This is a genomic window from Achromobacter spanius, from assembly GCF_039673305.1.
Taxonomy (GTDB): domain Bacteria; phylum Pseudomonadota; class Gammaproteobacteria; order Burkholderiales; family Burkholderiaceae_B; genus Achromobacter; species Achromobacter spanius_F.
The window spans coordinates 246,956-268,180 of sequence record NZ_JBDJLJ010000002.1 but is presented as its reverse complement, the minus strand read 5'-3'; the positions used below and the strand labels follow the sequence as shown (position 1 = coordinate 268,180).

Here is a 21,225-nt window from a genome sequence, read left to right as displayed (position 1 = left end):
CGGTCTTCATGCAATGACTCCCTGGGCGCGCAGGGCTTCGATGCGCGCGGCATCCAGGCCCAGGCCCTGCAGAATGGCGTGCGTCTGCGCGCCCTGCTCCGGCGGATCGAACCGCTTGCCCGCCTTGCGCCCATCGAATTCGATGGGCAGCGCCGCGGCCGATATCTCGCCGCCGTCCGGCAGCCGGGTCTGGAGCAGCGCGCCCCCGGCGTTCAGGTGCGCATCGTCCAGCAGGTCGTGCGGCTGGCGGATCGGCCCATAGGACAGATTGGCCGCTTCGAGCGCCGCGCACAGGTCGTCGGTCTTCCAGGTTTTCAGGATCTCGCCCACGCCGGGAACCAGCCAGGAGCGCGCAGCCTCGCGGTCGACAGCCGTCGCCAGGCGCGGATCCGCGGCCCATTCGGGCGGCAGGAACTTCTGCGCGAAATTGCGCCATTGGGCATCGCCCACCACCGCGACGAACACGCGGCCGTCGGCGGTCTCGAACACGTCGTACACCCCCCATGGCGGCTTGCGCTCCGCGCCCATGGGCTTGGGCGCCATTCCGGTCAGCTGGAACTGCGCGATGAACTGGGCCACCAGCAGCAGGTTGTTTTCAAACAGGCCCGACCGGACATGGCGGCCGCGGCCGGTCGCGTGGCGGTCGTGCAGCGCGGCCAGCGCGCCCACCACGCCGAAGGTGCCGCCCAGGATGTCGTTGACGGATGCCGCCACCCGCTGCGGCGTGTCGGCGCCGCCGTTGATGTAGGCCAGCCCGCCCATCATCTGCACCACTTCGTCCAGCGCGGTGCGATGCTTGTAGGGCCCGGACAAGAAGCCCTTCAGCGAGACATAGATCAATCCAGGGTTCTCGGCCGACAGCGATTCGTAGTCCAGCCCGTATTGCGCCAGGCTGCCGTCGCGAAAATTCTCCACGATCATGTCGGTCTGCAGCGCCAGCTTGCGCACGACTTCCTGGCCCTCGGGCGACTTGAGATCGATCGCAAGGCTCTGCTTGTTGCGGTTGAAGACCGGAAAGTAGCCGCTGCCGGATCCCTTCAGGCGACGGGTGCGGTCGCCGTCGATGGGCTCGACCTTGATCACGTCCGCGCCCAGGTCGGCCAGCGACAGGCCGGCGGCCGGCCCCATGATCATGTGGGACAGTTCCAGCACCTTGATGCCGCGCAAGGGCAATTCGGCGCTGTCCATGAAGTGTGAAGCCCGTGCTGCTGTCATCAACGATTTCCTCTTGCCTGCCTGATCAACGGAGGGAACGGCAAGAATGGAATCAGGCCTGCCGCCGCCAGAATGGACCCATGATCGCGGGCTTGCGCGGGCAGCGGGTAGCGGTCTTTCAGCACGGGGGCATTCTCGTTTCGGAACGTCCGGGTTTGCCCTGAGCCACGCCCAGCGTCAGGCGGACGCGGCGGGCAGCACCCCCAGGTGCGCCAGCAGCGCCCGCGCGGCCGGCGACAGCGCTTGCGGATCCCGCACCGCAATGCAGAGCGGCGTGCTGGACCAGGGGCCCCGCAGCGGAATGAAGCGGATGTCCAGGTGCGCCAGGCGCGGCTTCAGGTAATGCGGCACCACGGCAACGCCCATGCCGCGCGCGACCAGCAGGCAGACGGTCTCGTGCGAGCTGACCCGCGCGCTGATGCGGCGCGTCATGCCCGCATCGCGCGCCGCCTGGTCGAACACGCTGCTGATGCCGTTATCGCGGTTCAGCTCGATCTGCTCGAACGGCAGCAACTGCGCGTAGTCCAGCGTCTCGCGGTCGGCCAGCAGGTGCTGGCCCGGCACCACGGCCGCCAGTTCGCAATGGCCGCAAGGGAACACCTGCAGGCCGTCATGGCCGAAATCCGACCCCGCCGCCACGTCCGCCTGCCCATCCAGCACGGCGCGGAACGCCGCCTGGGTCGTGTCCTCTTCCAGCGAGATATCGATCTGCGGATACGCGCGCCGGAACGACTGGATCTGCGCCGGCAGATCGCCCGACAGCGCCGCGAAGCTGACCGCCAGCCGGATATGCCCGCGCACGCCAGTGGCGAACCCAGCCATGTCCCGGTGCATCCGGTCGATGTCCTGCAGCACGCGGCGCACGTGGGTAGCCAGGGCGTCGCCGGCCGGCGTCGGCTGCACGCCCTTGACGCCGCGCTCCAGCAGCGGCACGCCGAAGGCGTCTTCCATCTCGGACATGCGCTTGCTGACGGCGGACGGCACGATGTTCTCGCGGGCGGCGGCGCGCGCCAGGCTGCCTTCTTCCAGCGCGGCCAGGAAAAGGCGCAGGGAGACGGGATCGATATCGCGGATAGTCGGGGCGGGCGGGGTCGGTTTCATGGCGCAAAGTGTCGTCCCTGCCCCCCCGGGCCGGGATCGGGGTTTTCCCGGCCGCAGCCGGATTCGGGCTTCCGGCGATCCAGGCCGGACGCCATTCGCCCGATCCGGGAGACGCGCGTATCATCCGCAGTCCCGCCGCCCCGGCCCCGATATCCGCGCCGCACCCTCCATGCAATGCCCCCGCTGCAACTGGCAGAATCCGGCCGCCCACACGGTGTGCTTCAACTGCAATAGCCCCCTGCCGGTCAAATCCGCCGCGCCGCCCGCCCAGCGCGCCCGAACCGGCAATGCCCCGGTGTTTCCCAGCATCTGGCCGCGGCTCGGCGCCACGGCGATCGACGCCCTCTTTATGCTGGCGGCGATCACCGTTCTGTGCCTGGCGGCCTCATACACCTACCAAGGCCTGACCGGCGCACACCACCCATTGGCGCTGATGGCGGCGGCGGGGCTGCTGGGCTGGCTGCTCCCCGCCTTCATGGACGCCTGGGGCAATGGTTCGCCCGGCAAGCGGCTGCTGAAGCTGCGGGTCGTCGCCCGCAAGGGCGGCGCTCCCGGGCTGTTGCGCTCGATCTGGCGGCACACCCTGAAATACACGCTGAACGTGGCGCTGCCGGGCATCTTCCACCACATACAGCAGACCATTTTTGGTGAGCGCGCCATGCACAACGCCCTGGCGGGCACGCATGTGGTGTCCAGCCAGGCCGATCCCCGCGCCGTGCCGCCCGCGCTGGCCCAGGCCCGCACCGTCACGGGCGCTGGCAAATTCCTGTTCGTTGTATTCGGCGTTGCCGCCCTGGTCCTGGCCGGCATGGTGATCGGCGTGGTCGCACTGGACAAGGACAAGGGCGACAATCCCCTGCAATCCGCAGTGATCCATCTGGACCGGGTGTCGGATCCCGTTCGCAGGCTGGCGGAAAGCCACTACCAGCGCACGCGGACGTTCGCACCCGACATGGCCGCCCTCGGCGTGACACAGGCTTCGCTGGAAGCCAGCGGCTTCAGCAAGCTGGACATGAACCCCGTCAACGGCGTGCTGCGCTTCACCATCGCCGGTGAACCGGGCACGGCGGATGCGCCTTCGCTGGGCGGCAAGCACCTGGTCTACCTGCCCGAGCTGCGCTCGGAAAAGAAGGGCGGCGGCGTGCGCCGCTGGCAGTGCGGCAGCGACGACATCCCCCGCGCAGACCGCCCTTATAGCTGCCGCCACGAAGCCGGCGCCCTGGCGCGTTGACCCGACATCCTGAATACGGAACCGCATGTCCAGCCTGATCGACTCCATACACCGTGCCGACGACGGCCACGACGACGCCCACATGCTCGCCCTGTGCGAACAGGGGCTGCGCGAACAGCCCGCTTCGGCGGTCATGTGGGCGTTGCGCGCCCGTTATCACGACAAGCGCCGGGCGTACGCGCAACGGGATGCGGACCTGAACCGCGCACTGGCGCTGGATCCGCAATGCAGCGATGCCATCCGCGTGCGCGCCACCGCGCTCTACGACTCGGGAGAGCGCGAGGAAGCCTGGCGCCTCCTGCGCGATGCCCGGCAACGCGCGCCGTCGCACTTCGGGCTGCTGATGTCGGAAGGCTACCTGCTGATCAACGACCGCCGGCTTGACGACGCCATTGCCAGCTGGACCACCGCCTCGCAAATGCGGCCCTCTGCCGCGGCGCCGCACTGCTATATCGGATCGAACCTGCATAACGCCGGCCGCTATCGGGATGCCCTGCCCTACCATCAGCGCGCCGTGGCGCTGGCGCCCAACAACGGCAACTTCCTGTACGACGCCGGAAACAACTACCGCCGCCTGGGCGACCTGGACAACGCCATTGCGATGTTCGACCGCGCCCGCGCCATCCTGGGCGAGGAAAACGCCATCCAGCACAACCGGGCTTCCTGCCTGCAGGCGCTGGAACGCCACGAGGACGCGGTGGAAGAATGGACCAGCCTGCTGCGCCGCGAACCTGACTGGGACTGGCCGCTGGAAGGCAAGGCCCGTTCGCTGCACCGGCTGGGGCGGGCGGACGAGGCGGCGCCGCTGTGGCGGCATCTGGATGCGCTGTCGGACAGCGGCTGGGACGGCCGCCGCGAACAGGCTCGGGAGTATGTGCGCAGCGGCGATCCCGAACTGGCGGAACAGGTCCTGCAGGGACTGGATCCGCTGACCAGCGGCGACTCGCAACTGCTGTTCGTGGCTGGCAATGCGCAGCGCGACCAGCGCTGCTGGGAAGAGGCGCTGGCCTACTACCAATGTGGTTATGCGCTTGCGCCCGGCAACGACTTCCTGCCCGGCAACGCCGCCGACATGCTGAACCGCCTGGAACGCCACGACGAGGCCCTGCCCTTGTCTGAAGTCGCGATCTCGCTGGATCCGGACTGGCTGAAATGGCGCCGCGCCCGCATCGAGGCGCTGACCCGACTGGGCCGCGCGGCCGAAGCCATCGCCGATGCCGACCGGGCCATGGAACGCTGGCCGGACAACGGTGCGCTGCATGCCGACCGCGTCAATGCCCTTATTGCCGCGGCCCGGTACGAAGAAGCACTGTCCGCCTGCGACCGCCTCATCGCGCTGGATCCGGATTACCGCAGTTGGGCCCTGTTCTCGCGCGGCGAAACCTACGGCCACATGAAGCGCCATGCCGAGTCGGCCATGGCCTTCCGTCAGGCAGCGGCCTCTTACCAGCAGAACGGCAAGCCGTACTTCCAGGAGCTGTCCCTGAAGAACGCACTGGCCGCCGAAGAAGCCGCGGCCGCTCCGCGCGGCTTCCTGGGCCGCCTGTTCGGACGCAGATAGGCGCAGCCGGCGCGAATTGCTGCGACGCGTTCCTAGGCGAGCGCCCAGTCAAAACTGTCCAGCAGCCCCAGCAGGCAGCGCCTGACGGCCGCCACCGCTCCATCGCGCAAGGCGTCGCCACGCCAGCCCATTTCGATCGCATACCCGGGCATCGCGACCGGGCACGGCAGCATCCGCAGGCCCGACGCCTCGGCCAGGCCACGCGCCGCATGCGTGGGCAGGGTCGCCAGCGACTCGCCGCCCCGCAGCAGGAAGGCCAGCGCGGAGAAATGCGTGGTCGACGCCTGCACCCGGCGCGTCAGGCCCAGGCCATGCAGCACTTCGTCCACCACCCCGATGAAGCCGCCCGAAGACACCAGCACATGCTGGCGGCGCGTGAATTCCTCGACCGTCAGGCTTGCCTGGCCCGGCGCCAGCGTCGCGGGATCCAGCAGGCAGGCATAGCCGCCCTGCCCCACGGTCACGTGCTGCAGCGCCGGCGCGGTCAGGCCGCCCGATGCGATCACCAGATCCACTTCGCGCGCCATCAACATCTCGGCGGCCAGACGGCTGTGCGTCTGGCGAAAAATGATGCGCAGGCCGGGCGCGCTGTCCGCCAGCGCGTGGATCACGTCGCGCCCCAGCGCGATCTCGAAATCGTCCGACAGCCCCAGCGTCACCGACCGCCCCACGTGACCTTGCGCGCCAGGGCGCACCAGCGACAGGCTCTGCCGGAACTTGTCCAGCGCCTCGCCGATGATCGGCCGCAATTCGCGCGCACGCAGGCTGGGTGTCAGCCCCCGCCCCGTGCGCGTGAACAGCGCGTCGCCATACAACACGCGCAGCCGCCCGAGCGCCGCGCTGACGGCCGATTGCGTCACGCCCAGCCGCAAGGCGGCCCGGCCCGCGCCGCCCTCGTCATAGATGGCCTCGAAGACCTTGAGCAGGTTCAGGTCGGCCGACTCGATATCGATCTGATTCATATCATTTATCTTTAGGCGGGATTGATTGATTTTAGGGCGGACCAGACACTAGCTGCTCCCCCGTCCACTTCCGCCAAGGAACCGCCATGACCGCCACCACCGTCGCCGCCCTGCAGATCGGCTCCGCCCCCGAGGGCAAGGCCCGCACCCTGGATCAGATCCTTGCATTCGAGGCCGACATCGCCGCCTCGGGCGCCTCGCTGGTGGTCATGCCGGAGGCGCTGCTGGGCGGCTACCCCAAGGGCGAGATCTTCGGCACCCGGCTGGGCTACCGGCTTCCCGAAGGCCGCGAAGCGTTTGCGCGCTACTACGACAACGCGATCGACGTGCCGGGTCCCGAGACCGAAGCGCTGGCCGGCCTGTCCCAGCGCACGGGCGCCAGCCTGGTCGTGGGCGTAATCGAGCGCGGCGGCAACACGCTCTACTGCACCGCCCTGTTCTTCGAACCCGGCATCGGCCTTGCCGCCAGGCACCGCAAGCTCATGCCGACCGGCACCGAACGCCTGATCTGGGGCCAGGGCGACGGCTCGACCCTGCCCGTCATCGACGCCGCGGCGGGGCGGATCGGCGGCGCCATCTGCTGGGAGAACCACATGCCGCTGCTGCGCACCGCCATGTACGCCAAAAACGTCGAAATCTGGTGCGCGCCCACGGTCGACGAGCGCGACATCTGGCAATGCTCGATGCGCCACATCGCCCACGAAGGCCGCTGCTTCGTCGTCAGCGCCTGCCAGGTGCAGCCCTCGCCCGCCGACCTGGGCGTGGACGTGCCCGGCTGGGATGCCGGCCGCCCGCTGATCAACGGCGGTTCGGTCATCGTCGGGCCGCTGGGCGACGTGCTGGCGGGTCCGCTGCGCGGCGGCACGGGCCTCTTGACCGCCCGGATCGACACGGCGGACCTTGTACGCGCCCGCTACGATTTCGACGTGGTGGGCCACTATTCCCGCCCCGACGTCTTCTCGCTGACCGTGGATGAACGCCCCCGCCCGCCCGTGCGGTTCATTTCGTGATTACCCTCGCTTTGGCGTCGCCCGGCAAAATCCCTGCGGGCAAGATGGTATAGTCTCGCCCGCTGCCGGCCCGCCACGGGCCGCGCAACGCCCGAGTGGTGAAATTGGTAGACACAAGGGACTTGAACTAATTTGAGCCCTTCGGAGGAAACTCCAAAGGTGAAGCCCGTCAAACTCGGCGAAGGCCCTGGACCTGTTCCGCGCTAACGCCGAGCCAAGCCCCGGTTCCGCAACCGGGGAAGGTGTAGAGAGCAGACGGCGGGCACCTAAGGCCCATGGGCTATGGTGAAGGCGTGCTCCAGACCACGAACAGCAAGCCCTTGCTGGCGGCGAAAGCCGAAGTGGTAAGAAAATCCCTCGGCCTCGCGGCCGTACCGGTTCGATTCCGGTCTCGGGCACCACCCCGCTTTTCCCCAATGCAATCCCTCGGCGGACCAGCACCGCGCTTCAGCCCATGCCGGGCTGTCCGGCCTGCACCCTCCCCAAGCTGGACAAAATGCGCGGCATCGGCGCAAGCTTTGACATCCAGGAGGCGTCCGGCTGCGGCTCCTGAAGTCCGGGAGCCGCGCATGTGTTCGCACTATCAGACGCTTAAGGATGCGGAACTGCTGCTGAAGCGATTCGGCGTGCGGCAAAAACCGGCCGCGGTCGGAAAGTACGACATGTGGCCCCGGTACGAAGGCGTCTTCGTGCGCCGCCCGCCCGAACACGATGCAGGCGATGACGCCGTGCCCGACCGCGAAGCCGTCGCCGGCCGCTGGGGCCTGATCAGCGCCATGACGCGCGCGGACGGCCTGGACAGGGCCGGCAAGCTATCCACCTTCAACGCCCGAGCCGAGACGGCCGCCACCTCGTACACCTTCGGCAACGCCTGGCGCCGCGCGCAACGCTGCATCATCCCGGCCGACGCGATCTTCGAACCCGACTGGCGATCCGGCAGCGCGGTCGCCACCCGATTCACCCGCGCCGACGGCGAACCGCTAGGCATCGCCGGCCTGTGGGACCGATACCGCGACGCGGCCGGACAGTGGCGCGACAGCTACGCCATGCTGACCATCAATGCCGACAACGATCCCGTTTTCAGGCACTACCAGCAGGCGGGCAAGGAAAAGCGCATGGTCGTCATCCTGCCCGAAGGCGCCTACGAAGACTGGCTGACCGCCACCGCAATGCAGAGCCGGGATTTCCTGCTTGCCTTTCCCCCCGACAAGCTGGTCGCCACGCCGGCCGGGTGAAACGGCATGCACGGCCCAGGCAGCGCGGGGGGCCAGGCGCTTCAGCGCCCATTCGCGGGCTTGCCCCTGGCCACCCTGGCGGGAGCAGCAAAGCCCGCAGCAGGTCTGGACTTGGGCGGAGCCTCGGCCAGCAGCGTGCGCGGCAGCGCGAATCCGTCGAAGAGCGCCTGAGTGAACGGATTGTTCGATTTCTCGGCCATGATCCGATAGCGCATCGCCCCATCGCTCGCGGCAAAGCTCAGGTCGACGCTGTTCGTCGTCGCGCTTTCGAGTCTGGCCTGGCTTAACAGGCGGAACATGGACCAGGAGCCCCGGTAAACCAGGCTGGTGCTGGTGCCGCTGCCGCCCACCAGTGAAATACGGCTTTCGGTGTTGGCGCCGAGGCTGTTGGGCCAGATCAGCCCGACGCTGTTGGCGGCGCCATGGCTGTAGGAAATCAATTGGCCCTCCACGCTCAACACGCTGCTGCGCCGGGTCGGCGCCAGACCCAGAGGCTCCACGCTGAACTGGACGCCCAGCGCTCCCCGGCTGTTGAAGAACGCATCCCGGATGCGGTCCGCCGCCTCCAGCTGTTTCAGCACATCCATCCGCACCAGATATCCCCCGCGCCGTTCCGAATACAACGCTTCCAGATTGTCCTCGAGGAACAACTTCAGATACTGCTCCTTGAACTGCGCCAGCCTGCCTTGCGGACCGAACATGGCCGTGAAGTCCTCCAGCGAAGCGTCTGTCCTGCCTGCGGGATTGAAAGGATAGCGGTTGGCAAGCCGTTCGTCGTAGAACCGGTAGACCTCGTCGTTCCAGCGGCGCTCCAACTCCTTCAGCGCTTCGATCACCAGCACCTGCGACGACTCGTCCGCCAGCTTCCTCACCTGCCTGTTCAGCGGCTCCGGCATGCCAGCAGCCATGCGCTGCAGGTTTCCGATGGGATCCGAGCCCTTCAGCGCGAACCTGTCCAGCACCACGCCCAAGGCGGCCCTGCCAGGGTTGGGACTGTCCTGTACGCTCTTCATGACGTCATAGACGCGGGCGATCGCCGCCATGCTCTCGTCCAGATAGGAGGGCTTGTCGTCGGCCGATACCAGCACGCCGGCGAGCGGCGCGAACGGCCGCGCGATCGTCGCGATTTGCTGCGCCCTGGCGGCGCCCGAGGGCGGCAGCGCGGCAGGGTCCGATTTGGCGGCAGCGGACGAAGGCTCGGCCGGCTGCAGGCTGGTGTTGTCGCGCACGGTCTCGACCAGCCGGCGCAAAGGCGCCGTCGGGCTGGTGACGCTGCCCAGCACGCTGACCGCCTGCGAAATGTCGTCGAAGTCCACGACTTCCAGGCGATTGATCCCTCGCTGCCAGGTATCGATGTAGTCGCGGTTGTAGATGGCGCGGACGCGCTCCGCCAAGGCCTGCTTGTCGGCTTCGGAATAGTCGATGCGCTGGCGTTCGCCCAACGTCCATTGGTCGATCATGGCCAGATCGGTGAAGTCCAGGCTGCGCGGATCGAAGTATCCGCGAAATCCCTTGGCGGTGAGCAGGGCATCTATCCGCGTATCCATCGCCTCACCCCCGCCCTGCACGCCGCCCCCCGACCGGAAGACGATGTCGAAGGTGGGACCGATCTCGTTGCGCAGGTCCAGCGGGCTGCGCAACGCTTCGGCGGCCTGCTCCCGCATGCTCATGTACACCCGTTGCGGCATGGGCATCTGCCGCAACCGCTGCTGCACCTCGGCCACGCGCCCCCGGTACTGCGGAAGGTCAGCACTCGCGTACTTCATTGCATAGGCCAGATGCCGCATCAATCCGTCCTGCACTGCGCCGTCGCCCGGAAAGGCCGCTTGCCATTGCTTGCTCATCCAGTCCTGCACGATGGGCGCGCGGCGATTCGCGCGATCCTCGATCATCCGATAGACGCGCAGCGCGGCCAACTGCCGGTCACTGTCGGCGGGCGCCGCGTTGACGGCGTCCATGACACCGCCGGCCAGTTCCGGCAAGAACCGCCTGGACAACAGTTGCAGATATGCCTCGTCGACCTGGGGACCGATTTTCCGCCCCTGGTACAGCCCCAGGTCAGACACCAGGGGCCACGCTTCGCGGTAGTCGCCAAAGACCGCCACCGCGCTCCTGATCTGGTCCAGCGGCTCGAGCAGGTTGCGGCCCGTCGGATCCGCGCCGCCATCTATCTGGCGGGCGCTGAAGTCCCGGCTCTTTTCCAACACCCGGTCCAACATGTCGCGATTGATGCCGTAGTAGTGATACCAGCCGCCGACAATCAGACAACCGCCCAGCGCAGCTACGGCAAACCCCACTCTCAGCACGCGCCGCTTGTCCGCCAGGACCTTGAGGTTGTCGCCCGCCAGGCCGGCCTCGGGGTAGATGATCCGCTGGAACACCCGCTGCGCGAAATACACCACCGAGCGCCCGGCCGGCTGTGTTTCGGCCACCGGCTCGTTGAGGCCGTACGATTGCGAGGCCGCGTTGACAAAGGCATTGCACAACAGCCCCTGCTGATAGACCGAGGAAAAGTACACGCCCCGCGGCAGCGCCGGCGTGGTGTAGCGGTCGCTTCCCAGCGTCTCGGCCAGAAAGCCCAGCAGCACGGACCGCATGCCCGCCAACTGCCGCATCAGCGAAAACAGGGCTTCCCGCGTTTCCAGCGAGCCTGCCTCGCTCAGGGCGTCGAACACACGCTCGTTCAAGCGGGAAATGAACCCGTCATAGCCACCGGCCAGCTCATCCAGCCACGCGTCATAGTGCTTCACGGAGTCCAGCGTGAACGTAAAGCCGAAGATCTCCTCGCGTGCCGCGCGCGGCAGGCGGGCGAAGAACGGTTCAAAACCGGCCAGCAGGTCGAACTTGCTCAGGACGACATAGAGCGGCGGCCGCGTGCCCAACTGGCGGCTGAGTTCACTCAACCGGGTGCGCAGCAGAATCGCAAGCGCCTTGCGGTCGCTCGCCTTCTGGTTCAGCAAGGTCGCCAGATCCACCATCAGCACCACGCCGTTGAGCGGACGGCGGCTGCGGTTGCGGCCCAGCCAGTCGATCAGGCTCTCCCAGAGCCGCCCGTGCAGGCCGGGAGGAAGGTTCCTGCCCGGCGCGGCCGTTTCCGCGTCGGCATGGCCGTCGGCCGCCTGCGGCCCGGTGCCGGCGGCCCGGGAGTCTTGAGTTTCAACCTGGCTGATCAGTTCACCCGGCGGATCGATCAGCACGGCTTCGCCGCCCATCCACCAATCGATGGCGTAGGCGAGATCGGGGTCGGCCATGACTCGCCTGCTGCCCGCCTTCAATTCGCCGGTCAGCGAGAAATTCTGGTTCGAGCGATTGATGAAGCTGGTCTTCCCGGAATTCTGCTGACCCAGCACCAGGTACCACGGCAATTCGTAGAGACCGTTGCGCCCCCTCAGGTTGCCGCGCAGGGATGCGAGGCTCAGGTCCAGGGACCGCTCCTGCGCCTGGACGAACCGCAGCGCGGGATCCTCCTGCAACTGCACGTTCTGCGCGCGTTCCCTCTCGAGCCGGCGATTGCGGCGCGTCAGCGCCAACAGGCAGCCCAGCAACGGGATGATCAGCAGAACCAGCGTGGCCAGCACGCGCGCGGCCGGCTCGGCCAACGGTTTCCGCTCGCCCCAGCTCCAGTGCGGCCCCAGCCACCAGATGCCTGCCAGCAGGAAAATAACGGCCAACAGCAGCAGCACAGGCATTGCGCTCTTGAACTGGCGCAGCACGGGCAAGCCAAAGCGCTTGAAAAAGGCCCAGATCTTCGACATCGTGTTTCCTTCCATGAATCCCGCTCTATCGGGGGGCTGCCGCATCCTGCCGCGCGGGCGCGTGCTTGCTCAAAAGTCCGAACAGGTCCGGCTCCCACTGGCTGGCCGGCGTGCACGCCATGATTCCCCGCACGCTGGCATACAGGTCCTGCGCCAGCCAGGACAAGCCGCGCGCGGCGAGCATGTCCGCGGCGATGGTCGTGGCATGGCCGCGCTGACGCGGGCTGGTCTCGCCTTCCTGAATCTCCTGCAACCGCCGCAGCACGACTTCAACCCCGTCGCATTCCAATCGCGCCGCCAGCTCTTCGCGCAAGGCGCGAAACTCCTGCGCAACCGGCTGGCCTCCGTCCCCCCCATCCGCGCCGCTCAACCAGGCCAGCGTTTCACTGTCGACGAACGGACGGCCATCGTTGAACTTCAGTTCGACCAGAATGGGAATGCGGCGCACGAAGCGTTCGGTGGCCAGCCTTATCGCCACGGCCACTTCCTTCATTTCCAGACGCCCGGCGATGCTCGCGGCAAGGAAACTCCCGCGTATCCAGTAAGGCGAGGCCACGACGCTTTTCTCCACGCGCTGCAGCAAGGCAGGGTTTATCGTGTTGGCCGACAACGCTTCGCGATAGCTCTCGGCAATATCGGTCGGCACCGCCATCAACTCGGTGCGATGCTCCTTGCGGGCGGGCGGTGCGGCGTTCAGGTGAGCCCACAAGGCGAAGCGCCGGAGCTGGTAACCCGTCGGGTCATAGGCGTCCTGCTGGTTGATAAACTCGGCCACGCCCAGCAGGGAGCGCCGGCTCGCGCGTTCGTCGCCCAGTTTCAACGCATCGCCCGGGCTGCTGAAGAACGCCTCGCTGATCGCCTGGCCTCCCTGCTTTTCCGCCTGCGCCACGACCGCGGCCGGCTCCGGGAATCGGACCTGCTCCATACGACGCGCCAGCAAGCCTTCCAGGCGGGTCAGCATGGCGACGTCGAGCCTGGCCGCGGCGGCGCTGGCGTGCAACGCGTCCAGCGCCCGCCGCGCGCTCTCCTGGTATTCCCGCGCATCCGCTTCCGCGCCCAGCTCGGCCAGCCCCTCGCCCAAACGATCCACCTGCAGCGCGACAAATTTTCGTTTCGCCGGGTAGCCCGTCGGGCCGGGTTTCGGGTAGCCGGTTTCCCAATAGCCCTCCACCATGCAGACCAGCACGTTGGCGGCTTCGGTCCAGGTGCGCCAGGACCGCCCGCGCAGGCGCGCCGCGATCAGATGGCCTGCAACGCGGAAATGCTTGCACTGCGAGCCCAGATACTGGCGCGACGCCTCGTCCACGTACGCCCAATCCATGCGAGGCTCATGCAGCCCGCCCAGCTTGACCATTTCGTGATCGATGCCCTGAAAGGTTTCGTCTTCCTCATCGAAGCAGCCCGCCGGATTGATCGCATCCAGCGGGGCCAACAGTTTGTCCAGGTCGAGGGGAGGATAATTGTTCACCAGTGACAGGCCTCTCGTTGCTGCGCGACCAGGCCCTGCAGGCCTTCCGCGTCGAACATCAGCCCGTGGGCCGGGGCATAGTCGCTCTCCACCCGCAGCCGGCCTCCCGACGACAGCAGGCGCAGCAGTTCGATGGCAACCAGTCCGCGTCCCGCGTCGATCACAAGGCCCTCTTCCATCACCTGCCACGTCCGGGTCGTCGACAGCGGCCGGGCGTCGACAAACAGCCGGATGCGAATCTGATTGCGCTCGGCCGGCCTGGGCAGGAGCAATTGCAGGCGGGAGATGTTCGAGATACAACTGATCGCCAGGTAGGCGCGCTGCGCGGAGCCATCGAGCGCCGGGGCGGAGATCACCACCTGGTTCTGCTCCGGCTGCTGGTCTTGCACGCGAGTCATCCGGAAAGAAACATCCCGCTCGTCGCGTTCCGCTTCGTTCAGGCGGACCAGTTCAATCACGTCGGGTATGGACGGCGAAGGCGCGAACGGCGCGGGCGCAGCGGCGCCCGGTGCGGCGACGCTCCCTCCTGCGGCGCCCGCCACGGGCGTCGGCGGTGTGCCGGCGCCGGCATCAAAGCATGCAAGCCGTTCAATGTCGGACACGATCATCCTGCAATCGCGCGCGGCGGAGCCGGTCGCCTGCCCGGCGTGGCAGTGGGCGGCGGCCAACAGCAGCGGCAACAACGTTGTGAGCAATTTCATGGTTGGGGTTCCTCTCGGTCCAGATTCCAGGCCTGGCACCTGCGCGCCAGCGTGCGCTTGGGAATGCCCAGGCTCTGCGCGGCGCGGCTGCGCGACCCGTCGAGCGCACGCAGGCGAGCCGAAACAAGCAGCCGCTCGAAGGTCTCGAGGGCATCGGGCAAGTTGTCCGTCTGCAGCAGACCGCGAAGATTCCCGTCGCAGAGACCGTCCGCGTCCGCGTCGTCGGCGCCCGCCTGCAGTTGGCGCAGCAACGGCTCGCTGATCGGATGGCCCGTCTCGGTCCTCTCGGCGGCAACCAGCAACAGGCTGCGCAATTCGCGCACGTTTCCGGGAAACGCATGCCCTTCGAGAATGGCCAATGCGCCAGGTTCGATGCCGGCCACGTGGGTGCGCCGTTCCCGGTTGTGCTGCAGGATGATGTGCGCCGCCAGCACGGAAATGTCGCCCTTTCTGTCCCGCAACGGAGGCAGGTTCAATGTCTGCTGCCGGATGCGGAAATACAGGTCTTCGCGGAACCGCCCTTCACGGATAAGCTTCAGAAGCGGCTGATGCGTGGCGCAGATCAGGCGGAAATCCGACGAAAATTCCCGCGAGGAGCCCAGCGGGCGATACTTCTTTTCGTTGAGCAGGCGCAGCAGGGCGGCCTGCAGCGCCATCGGCATATCGCCGATTTCGTCAAGAAACAGCGTGCCGCCGGCTGCCTCGGCAACCAGGCCCGAGCGCGCCTGGGTCGATCCGGTATAGGCGCCGCGGACACTGCCGAAAAGTTCGGCCTCGATCAGATCCTTGGGAATGGCGGCGCAATTCACCGGCACGAACTTTCCACCGCGCGGCGATGCCTGGTGAATGAGCCATGCGGCGTGGTCCTTTCCCGTGCCGGTCTCCCCCGTCAGCAGCACCGCCAGCGTTGACTCGGCGAAGCGGAGGATGTCTTCCCGCAGCGTTCTTGCCGCGGCGCTCACACCGATGAATTCGGCGGCCAGCAAACGTCCCGCGTGCACGCGCCTGCGCTCTTCCTGCGGCTGGCGGACGCTGCGCTCGTAGCGCGCGTCCTCCGCCACGCTCATGTGTTCCAGCAGCCGGGCGGACAGGCGTTCGTGAATCTGCAGCAGCATGGCCCACAGGGGATCATCTCGCCATGCCGTCACGGCCGCCACATCGCCCGTCGCCACCAGCACGGAATGCGCCTGCGTGCGCCAGTCCCGCAGCGGCACGACCAACATCGCATTCCACGGCCCCAGGCATCCGGCCAGGGTTTCGAAGCCGGCGCCCACTCCGACCAGGTTGGAAATGCGCTTGATCAGGCAGCTCCGCCCTCCCGTCAGGCTGTAGACGAGCGGATCGTCCACCGCCTCCATGCCGATCGCCGGCAGGCGTTCCCGCGCGATCGGCGTGCTGGCCAGAGGAACCAGTTTGTCGCCGGCCGCATCGCGCCGGTACAGACATGCGGCCCGCAGGCCCTCCAGCCGCGTCGCGGCCGAAAGCAACGCAAGGGCCTGGTCGTCCGGGCGTTCAGCCAACACCATGGCCCGCACAATGCCCGTCGCCTCAAGCGCGTCCATTGCAACCTCAGTCCAGCGTGGCCGCGAACGTGCCGGCGCGCCAGTGCAGACAGGCCTTGCGTATCGGCTTTCCGCTCGCAAGGCGCTCCAGCACGGCCATGGACAGCGGCGGCAGCAACTCCCCATCGATGCTGGCGTCCAGCAACCGGGCGCCGTTCTCGTGACGGCTGCAGCGGCCGTGCAACGCTTCGCGCGCCTCGTCATCGATCTGCAGCAAGGCGTCATAGCGTTCGCTGAACTGGTCGCGCAGGCGCTGCAACCTGCTCTCTATGATCTCGCCAAGCACGGCCTCATCCAGATACCGGTAGGGAATCAGTTGCATGCGTGCCAGCAGCGCAGGCTTGAAGAACGCCAGGAGCCGCTGGCGCAAATCCTGCTCGGACAGGTCCGTCAGGGCGCCGCCATGCTGATCGAAGCCAAGATTGGAGGTCAGGATGAACAGGGTGTTCCTGCAATCTATCCGGCGCCCTTCGCCATCGGCAAGCTCGCCCTTGTCGAACGCCTGGTAGAAGATATTCAGGACTTCGGGATGTGATTTCTCCACTTCATCAAGCAGCACCACGCCGTACGGCTGCTTTCGGATGGCCTCTGTCAGCACGCCGCCTTCGCCGTATCCGACGTATCCGGGCGGCGCACCCAGCAGCCGGGACACTGTGTGCTTTTCCTGGAACTCGGACATGTTGATGACCGTCAGGAAATTCTTGCCGCCGAACATCGCATCGGCCAGCGCTAAGGCGGTTTCGGTCTTGCCCACGCCGCTTGGTCCCACGAGAAGAAATGCGCCCAGCGGCGTGCCGGGCCTGCGCAGGTCGGCCGTCGCGGTGAGCAGGTGCTTGTGCAGCCGCTCGATCGCCACTTCCTGGCCCTTGACCCGATCGCGCAACAGCGCGGGCAATTGCGCCAGGCGCTCCATCTGGTTGCGGTTGATGGTGGTGACGGGGATGCCGGTCCAATCAGCGATCACCTGCGCGATCTGCTCGCGGCCGACGTCGGCATGCACCAACGCGGCCGTGCGCTGCAGCTCGGCCAGGCGCGCCACTTTTTCGGCCAGGTCGTAATCCTGAACATGGGATTCGTCCTCGTTCTGAATCCCCCTCGATGCGACGATTTCATCCACCAACCCCTTCTGAAGCGTCCAGGACTCGCGCAGTTGTCCGATCTGCTGTTGCACCTCCAGCCCTGCGGCTTGCAGCGCAGCCAGGCGGCCGGGACTCGCCTTCCTGCCCGCTCTTTCGTCGCGCCGCAACAACGCAACCTCGGCGTCGATCCGGATCTGTTCCTGTTCCAGGCCCGCAAGGCGCCGGGGCGGTTCCGCCAGTGCCGTGGCCACCCGTGCGCTCGCGGTATCGAGGACGTCTATCGCCTTGTCGGGCAACTGGCGCCCGGACAGATAGCGCGCGGACAGCGTCACCGCCGCCTGAATGGCGTCCTCGCCGATGTAGACGCCGTGGGCTTTCTCGTAGGCCTGGCTGAGACCGCGCAGAATATGGATGGCGCTCTCCTGGCTGGGCTCGTCCAGCTTGACCGGCTGAAACCGCCGCACAAGCGCGGGATCCTTTTCAAAGTACTTCTTGTATTCCGACCAGGTGGTGGCCGCGATCGTGCGCAATTCGCCTCGGGCCAGCGCGGGCTTGAGCAGGTTGGCGGCATCGCCGCCGCCCGCCGCATTGCCCGCCCCGATCAGCGTGTGCGCTTCGTCGATGAACAGGATGATGGGTTGCGGCGAGGCCTTGACCTCATCGATTACCGATTTCAGGCGCTTCTCGAACTCGCCTTTGACCGAGGCGCCGGCCTGCAGCGCGCCAAGGTCCAGCGTCCACACCGCCACCCTGCGCAGCGGTTCGGGAACACGCTCCTGCGCAACACGCAACGCCAGGCCCTCGACCACGGCGCTCTTGCCCACGCCGGCGTCGCCCACCACGATGGGATTGTTCTTCCGGCGTCGCGACAGAATATCGATCATGAGGTCGATCTCCACATCCCTGCACAGCACCGGATCTATCCGCCCGGCTCGCGCCTGCGCGGTGAGATCATGACCAAACCGGGCAAGCGCGCCCTCCGCGGCGGGAGCCGCGGACGGAGACGAAGCGGGAACGTCCGCCGGCGCCTCCGACGAGTTCGCCAGCAGAACCCCGAAGTTCTTGCGCCAGTCTTCCCGGTTGATGTCCGCAAAGGCTGTGATGGCCTCCAGGGGCAAATAGCGCGCCGGATTCAGCAGCGCCGCCAGTAGCACGCTGCCGCCCCGAATATCCGCCGAGCCCAATTCGAGCGAGCCCAGCAGCCAGGCCTCTTGCAGCAGCTCGATCAACAGAGGCGAAAACGTTGGATATTGACCCGGACTCTCGTCTTGAAGCGGCCCGCTCGCCGTCAATGCCCGCCGGGCGTCGTCCAGATCCACGCCTGCCTGCCTGAGAAGCAGCTGCGCGTCGCCCATGGGCTGGTCCAGCAATTTGAAGATCAGCAGCGCCGCGGTCACCTCGGATCCGCGCTGGCTGATGCAAAGGCTCGCGGCTTCCTCCAACGCATGGCGACATGGAGAATTCAAACGCTGAATAATCGATGGCAAATCAATTCTTATCATTTATTGCATGCGCCACAGGATAACGGGGCATTTTCCAGCCGGAGATTCGAATCTCGGAAAACGCGCCAACAATAATGCTTGCCGGGGTATTGGAAGAGCCTGAAATAAATAGCGAGAATATGCGATCAACACGCATATAAACAAGAAATTATTTTTCGAATTTTTATTATTTCTAGCCGGCCGCCAACCCCATAGCATCGCCGAACCAGTATTTCAAAACATTCAATTAATCCCGCGAAATACGGCCAGAACCAACACCGGCACACTCTCTAGATAATCATTCAGCCTTATTAAAGAATGGCCCGGCTCTCCAAGCCGGGCCCGCTTTCTGTTTCCCCGGCGGTTATAACCAGGAGTTCACATGGCGAAAAAAATGGCGTCAGTCGCCCCCCAAGAACGTATCAATATCAAGTACGTGCCAGCGACTGGCGATCAGCAGGCTGAAATGGAACTGCCGCTGAAGCTGCTCATTACCGGCGATTTCAAGGGGCATGCTGAAGAGGCCCCCATCGAAGAGCGTCCCCTGGTGCGCATCGACAAAGACAATTTCGACGAAGTCCTGTCGGGCGCGGGACTGCAGCTGGCAATGCAGGTTCCTTCGCGTCTGGGCGACGGCCAGGAAGACGACACGCTCAGCGTCGGCCTGCAGTTCAAGGCAATCAAGGACTTTTCGCCCGATTCCATCGCCCGGCAGGTGCCGGAACTGAACAAGCTGCTGGAACTGCGGGAGGCCCTGGTAGCCCTCAAGGGTCCGCTGGGCAACGTGCCGGCATTCCGCAAGCAGCTTCAGACACTGCTGGCTGACGACAAGGCGCGCAGCGCGCTGGCCAAGGAATTGAATCTGGTGCTGGACTCGGCCGCTTCCTGACCGCATCCGCTTTCCGCACGCCCCATCGGTTTACAAGGACAAGAGCATGAAAGCTCAATCTAGCGTTGCCCAGGAAATGAAACCAACCCATGGCCTGCTCGAGCAGATCATGGCGCAGACCCGCATCGAACCCAGCCACGAAGGCTATGCCGTCGCGGAACGCGGAGTCGCCGCGTTCATCGGCGAGATCCTGCAAAGCAAAGATCGCGAACAGCCGGTCAATAAACAACTGGTCGATCAGATGATTGCGGAAATCGACCGCAAGATCGGCCACCAGATGGATGCCATCCTGCACCACAAGCCGTTGCAGGAACTCGAGTCCGCATGGCGGGGCCTGAAACTCCTGGTGGACCGCACGGATTTCCGGGAGAACATCAAAATCGAAATCCTGCACGTCACCAAGGATGAACTGCTGGAAGATTTCGAGAGTTGCGGCGATATCACCCGCAGCGGACTCTACAAGCATGTATACACGGCAGAATATGGGCAGTTTGGCGGCGAGCCCATCGCAACCATCGTCAGCAACTACACGTTCGGCCCCTCCGCGCCCGACATCAAACTGCTCAGCTACGCAGCATCGGTCGGCGCCATGTCGCATGCGCCGTTCCTCGCGGCGGCGGGGCCGGAATTCCTGAATATCCAGAGCTTCCAGGACTTGCCGAACCTGAAAGAAGTGAAGGACATTTTCGAAGGGCCGAGATTCGCCAAATGGCGCGGCTTGCGCGAGTCGGAAGATGCGCGCTATCTCGGGCTCACCATGCCGCGGTTCCTGCTGCGCCAGCCCTACGATCCCCTCGAGAACCCGACCCGCAGCTTCGTATACCGCGAGGCTATCGACGGCGCCCACGACAATTACCTGTGGGGCAATACCTCATACCTGCTCGCCACACGCATCACGGACAGTTTCGCCAGATACCGCTGGTGTCCGAATATTATCGGCCCGCAGTCCGGCGGCGCGGTGGATGACCTGCCGGTTCATCTCTACGAATCATTGGGTCAGTTGCAGGCCAAGATTCCCACCGAGGTGCTGGTCTCGGACCGCAAGGAATTCGAACTTGCCGAAGAGGGATTCATTCCCCTGACCATGCGCAAGGACAGCGACAACGCGGCGTTCTTCTCCGCGAATTCGGTGCAAAAGCCCAAGCTTTTCCAGAAAACCCCGGAAGGCCAGGCAGCCCAGACCAATTACAAACTGGGCACGCAATTGCCGTACATGTTCATCATCAACCGCCTCGCGCACTACATCAAGGTGCTGCAGCGCGAACAGATCGGAAGCTGGAAAGAGCGCCAGGATCTCGAACGCGAACTCAATGGCTGGCTGAAGCAGTACATCGCGGACCAGGAAAGCCCCTCCTCCGACGTGCGCAGCCGCCGCCCCTTGCGCGCCGCGCAGGTGCAGGTGCAGGACGTGGCCGGCAATCCGGGCTGGTACCAGGTGTCCCTGGCCGTGCGGCCGCACTTCAAGTACATGGGCGCCAATTTCGAGTTGTCGCTGGTTGGGCGGCTCGACAAGGAATAGTCGGAAATGCCCAGATCAGCCGGGCAAGGCAGCTTGTTCGAACGCCTGGATCCGGACGCGCCGCCTCGGCGCGTCCGATCGCGCAAAGACGCCGCATCCGAACGCATTCACGCCATCAGGCGGCACCTTGAGCTCATCCTGAACAGCCGTCGCGGCTGTTCGCAAAGCAGTCCCGAATTGGGGCTGCAGGATTTCAACGACGCCGCGATCGGCAGCTCCGACCTGTTGCTGCAAGTAAGCCGGGATATCCGTCAGTCGGTGGCCGCGTTCGAACCCCGGGTGAAAGTGCTTGGCGTGCGGGCGCGTCCCGATGTTTCGGAACCGCTGAGTCTCAATTTCCGTCTCGACTGCCTGGTGCCGATCGCCAATGAGGAAGAACAAGTGGAGATCGATCTCGTGATCCAACGTCCGGACCGATACACGCGAGTCGTCTAGCGCGACGCCGAGGGAGAAAGG

At 65.9% G+C, this 21,225-nt stretch carries 15 protein-coding genes; 7 read left to right on the top strand and 8 right to left on the bottom strand.

What is annotated here, in order from left to right; genetic code table 11:
• Positions 1-6 precede the first annotated feature (6 nt).
• Positions 7-1,215, bottom strand: coding sequence for a CaiB/BaiF CoA transferase family protein (locus ABE485_RS03430; protein WP_346513464.1), 1,209 nt, complete (start codon positions 1,213-1,215; stop codon positions 7-9).
• A gap of 177 nt (positions 1,216-1,392) precedes the next feature.
• The gene (locus ABE485_RS03425) at positions 1,393-2,316 is read right to left on the bottom strand and encodes a LysR family transcriptional regulator (RefSeq protein ID WP_346513463.1); all 924 of its coding nucleotides are present in this window, start codon (positions 2,314-2,316) and stop codon (positions 1,393-1,395) included.
• A 169-nt stretch (positions 2,317-2,485) separates the two neighbouring features.
• On the opposite strand from ABE485_RS03425, the gene ABE485_RS03420 reads away from it, so the two are divergent.
• Positions 2,486-3,547 (top strand): RDD family protein, encoded by a 1,062-nt coding sequence (locus tag ABE485_RS03420; protein ID WP_346513461.1) that lies wholly within the window; start codon positions 2,486-2,488, stop codon positions 3,545-3,547.
• 25 nt (positions 3,548-3,572) lie between these two features.
• Positions 3,573-5,108 carry a tetratricopeptide repeat protein gene (locus ABE485_RS03415; RefSeq protein WP_346513459.1) on the top strand — a complete coding sequence of 512 codons (1,536 nt, stop codon included), beginning with the start codon at positions 3,573-3,575 and terminating at the stop codon, positions 5,106-5,108.
• A 32-nt stretch (positions 5,109-5,140) separates the two neighbouring features.
• On the opposite strand, the gene ABE485_RS03410 is transcribed toward ABE485_RS03415, so the two are convergent.
• Complete coding sequence (locus tag ABE485_RS03410) at positions 5,141-6,070, bottom strand: LysR substrate-binding domain-containing protein (protein WP_346513457.1); 930 nt, start codon at positions 6,068-6,070, stop codon at positions 5,141-5,143.
• Positions 6,071-6,156: 86 nt separating this feature from the next.
• On the opposite strand from ABE485_RS03410, the gene ABE485_RS03405 reads away from it, so the two are divergent.
• Both ABE485_RS03405 and ABE485_RS03400 read left to right on the top strand, forming a co-directional pair.
• Positions 6,157-7,080 (top strand): carbon-nitrogen hydrolase family protein, encoded by a 924-nt coding sequence (locus ABE485_RS03405; RefSeq protein WP_346513455.1) that lies wholly within the window; start codon positions 6,157-6,159, stop codon positions 7,078-7,080.
• A gap of 569 nt (positions 7,081-7,649) precedes the next feature.
• Complete coding sequence (locus tag ABE485_RS03400) at positions 7,650-8,315, top strand: SOS response-associated peptidase (RefSeq protein ID WP_346513453.1); 666 nt, start codon at positions 7,650-7,652, stop codon at positions 8,313-8,315.
• Positions 8,316-8,356: 41 nt separating this feature from the next.
• Here ABE485_RS03400 and tssM read toward each other — a convergent pair whose 3' ends face one another.
• From tssM to tssH, 5 genes are read right to left on the bottom strand one after another with little or no spacing between them, the layout of a single operon-like run.
• Positions 8,357-12,070 carry a type VI secretion system membrane subunit TssM gene (tssM, locus tag ABE485_RS03395; protein ID WP_346513451.1) on the bottom strand — a complete coding sequence of 1,238 codons (3,714 nt, stop codon included), beginning with the start codon at positions 12,068-12,070 and terminating at the stop codon, positions 8,357-8,359.
• A gap of 25 nt (positions 12,071-12,095) precedes the next feature.
• Complete coding sequence (gene tssA / locus ABE485_RS03390) at positions 12,096-13,538, bottom strand: type VI secretion system protein TssA (protein ID WP_346513450.1); 1,443 nt, start codon at positions 13,536-13,538, stop codon at positions 12,096-12,098.
• On the bottom strand, positions 13,535-14,239 hold the full coding sequence (vasI, locus tag ABE485_RS03385; RefSeq protein WP_346513449.1) for a type VI secretion system-associated protein VasI: 705 nt from the start codon (positions 14,237-14,239) through the stop codon (positions 13,535-13,537). Before vasI ends, tssA begins: the two co-directional genes overlap by 4 nt.
• On the bottom strand, positions 14,236-15,801 hold the full coding sequence (locus ABE485_RS03380) for a sigma 54-interacting transcriptional regulator (RefSeq protein WP_346513448.1): 1,566 nt from the start codon (positions 15,799-15,801) through the stop codon (positions 14,236-14,238). The genes vasI and ABE485_RS03380 overlap by 4 nt, the downstream gene beginning before the upstream one ends.
• 7 nt (positions 15,802-15,808) lie before the next feature.
• Positions 15,809-18,382 carry a type VI secretion system ATPase TssH gene (gene tssH / locus ABE485_RS03375; RefSeq protein WP_346513447.1) on the bottom strand — a complete coding sequence of 858 codons (2,574 nt, stop codon included), beginning with the start codon at positions 18,380-18,382 and terminating at the stop codon, positions 15,809-15,811.
• Between the two features lie 373 nt (positions 18,383-18,755).
• Between tssH and tssB the strand changes: the two genes are divergently transcribed.
• The 3 genes from tssB to tssE are packed head-to-tail and all read left to right on the top strand — an operon-like array spanning position 18,756 to position 21,204.
• Positions 18,756-19,250, top strand: a complete 495-nt coding sequence (gene tssB / locus ABE485_RS03370) for a type VI secretion system contractile sheath small subunit (RefSeq protein ID WP_346513446.1) — start codon at positions 18,756-18,758, stop codon at positions 19,248-19,250.
• 46 nt (positions 19,251-19,296) lie between these two features.
• Positions 19,297-20,769, top strand: a complete 1,473-nt coding sequence (tssC, locus tag ABE485_RS03365; protein WP_346513445.1) for a type VI secretion system contractile sheath large subunit — start codon at positions 19,297-19,299, stop codon at positions 20,767-20,769.
• Between the two features lie 33 nt (positions 20,770-20,802).
• Complete coding sequence (gene tssE, locus ABE485_RS03360) at positions 20,803-21,204, top strand: type VI secretion system baseplate subunit TssE (RefSeq protein ID WP_346513444.1); 402 nt, start codon at positions 20,803-20,805, stop codon at positions 21,202-21,204.
• The last annotated feature ends 21 nt before the right edge of the window (positions 21,205-21,225 follow it).

Coding starts and splice junctions, on each gene's coding strand:
- ABE485_RS03430 (WP_346513464.1), bottom strand. CDS start 1,215: ATGACAGCAGCACGGGCTTCACACTTCATGGACAGCGCCGAATTGCCC.
- ABE485_RS03425 (WP_346513463.1), bottom strand. CDS start 2,316: ATGAAACCGACCCCGCCCGCCCCGACTATCCGCGATATCGATCCCGTC.
- ABE485_RS03420 (WP_346513461.1), top strand. CDS start 2,486: ATGCAATGCCCCCGCTGCAACTGGCAGAATCCGGCCGCCCACACGGTG.
- ABE485_RS03415 (WP_346513459.1), top strand. CDS start 3,573: ATGTCCAGCCTGATCGACTCCATACACCGTGCCGACGACGGCCACGAC.
- ABE485_RS03410 (WP_346513457.1), bottom strand. CDS start 6,070: ATGAATCAGATCGATATCGAGTCGGCCGACCTGAACCTGCTCAAGGTC.
- ABE485_RS03405 (WP_346513455.1), top strand. CDS start 6,157: ATGACCGCCACCACCGTCGCCGCCCTGCAGATCGGCTCCGCCCCCGAG.
- ABE485_RS03400 (WP_346513453.1), top strand. CDS start 7,650: ATGTGTTCGCACTATCAGACGCTTAAGGATGCGGAACTGCTGCTGAAG.
- tssM (WP_346513451.1), bottom strand. CDS start 12,070: ATGTCGAAGATCTGGGCCTTTTTCAAGCGCTTTGGCTTGCCCGTGCTG.
- vasI (WP_346513449.1), bottom strand. CDS start 14,239: ATGAAATTGCTCACAACGTTGTTGCCGCTGCTGTTGGCCGCCGCCCAC.
- ABE485_RS03380 (WP_346513448.1), bottom strand. CDS start 15,801: ATGGACGCGCTTGAGGCGACGGGCATTGTGCGGGCCATGGTGTTGGCT.
- tssH (WP_346513447.1), bottom strand. CDS start 18,382: ATGATAAGAATTGATTTGCCATCGATTATTCAGCGTTTGAATTCTCCA.
- tssB (WP_346513446.1), top strand. CDS start 18,756: ATGGCGTCAGTCGCCCCCCAAGAACGTATCAATATCAAGTACGTGCCA.
- tssC (WP_346513445.1), top strand. CDS start 19,297: ATGAAAGCTCAATCTAGCGTTGCCCAGGAAATGAAACCAACCCATGGC.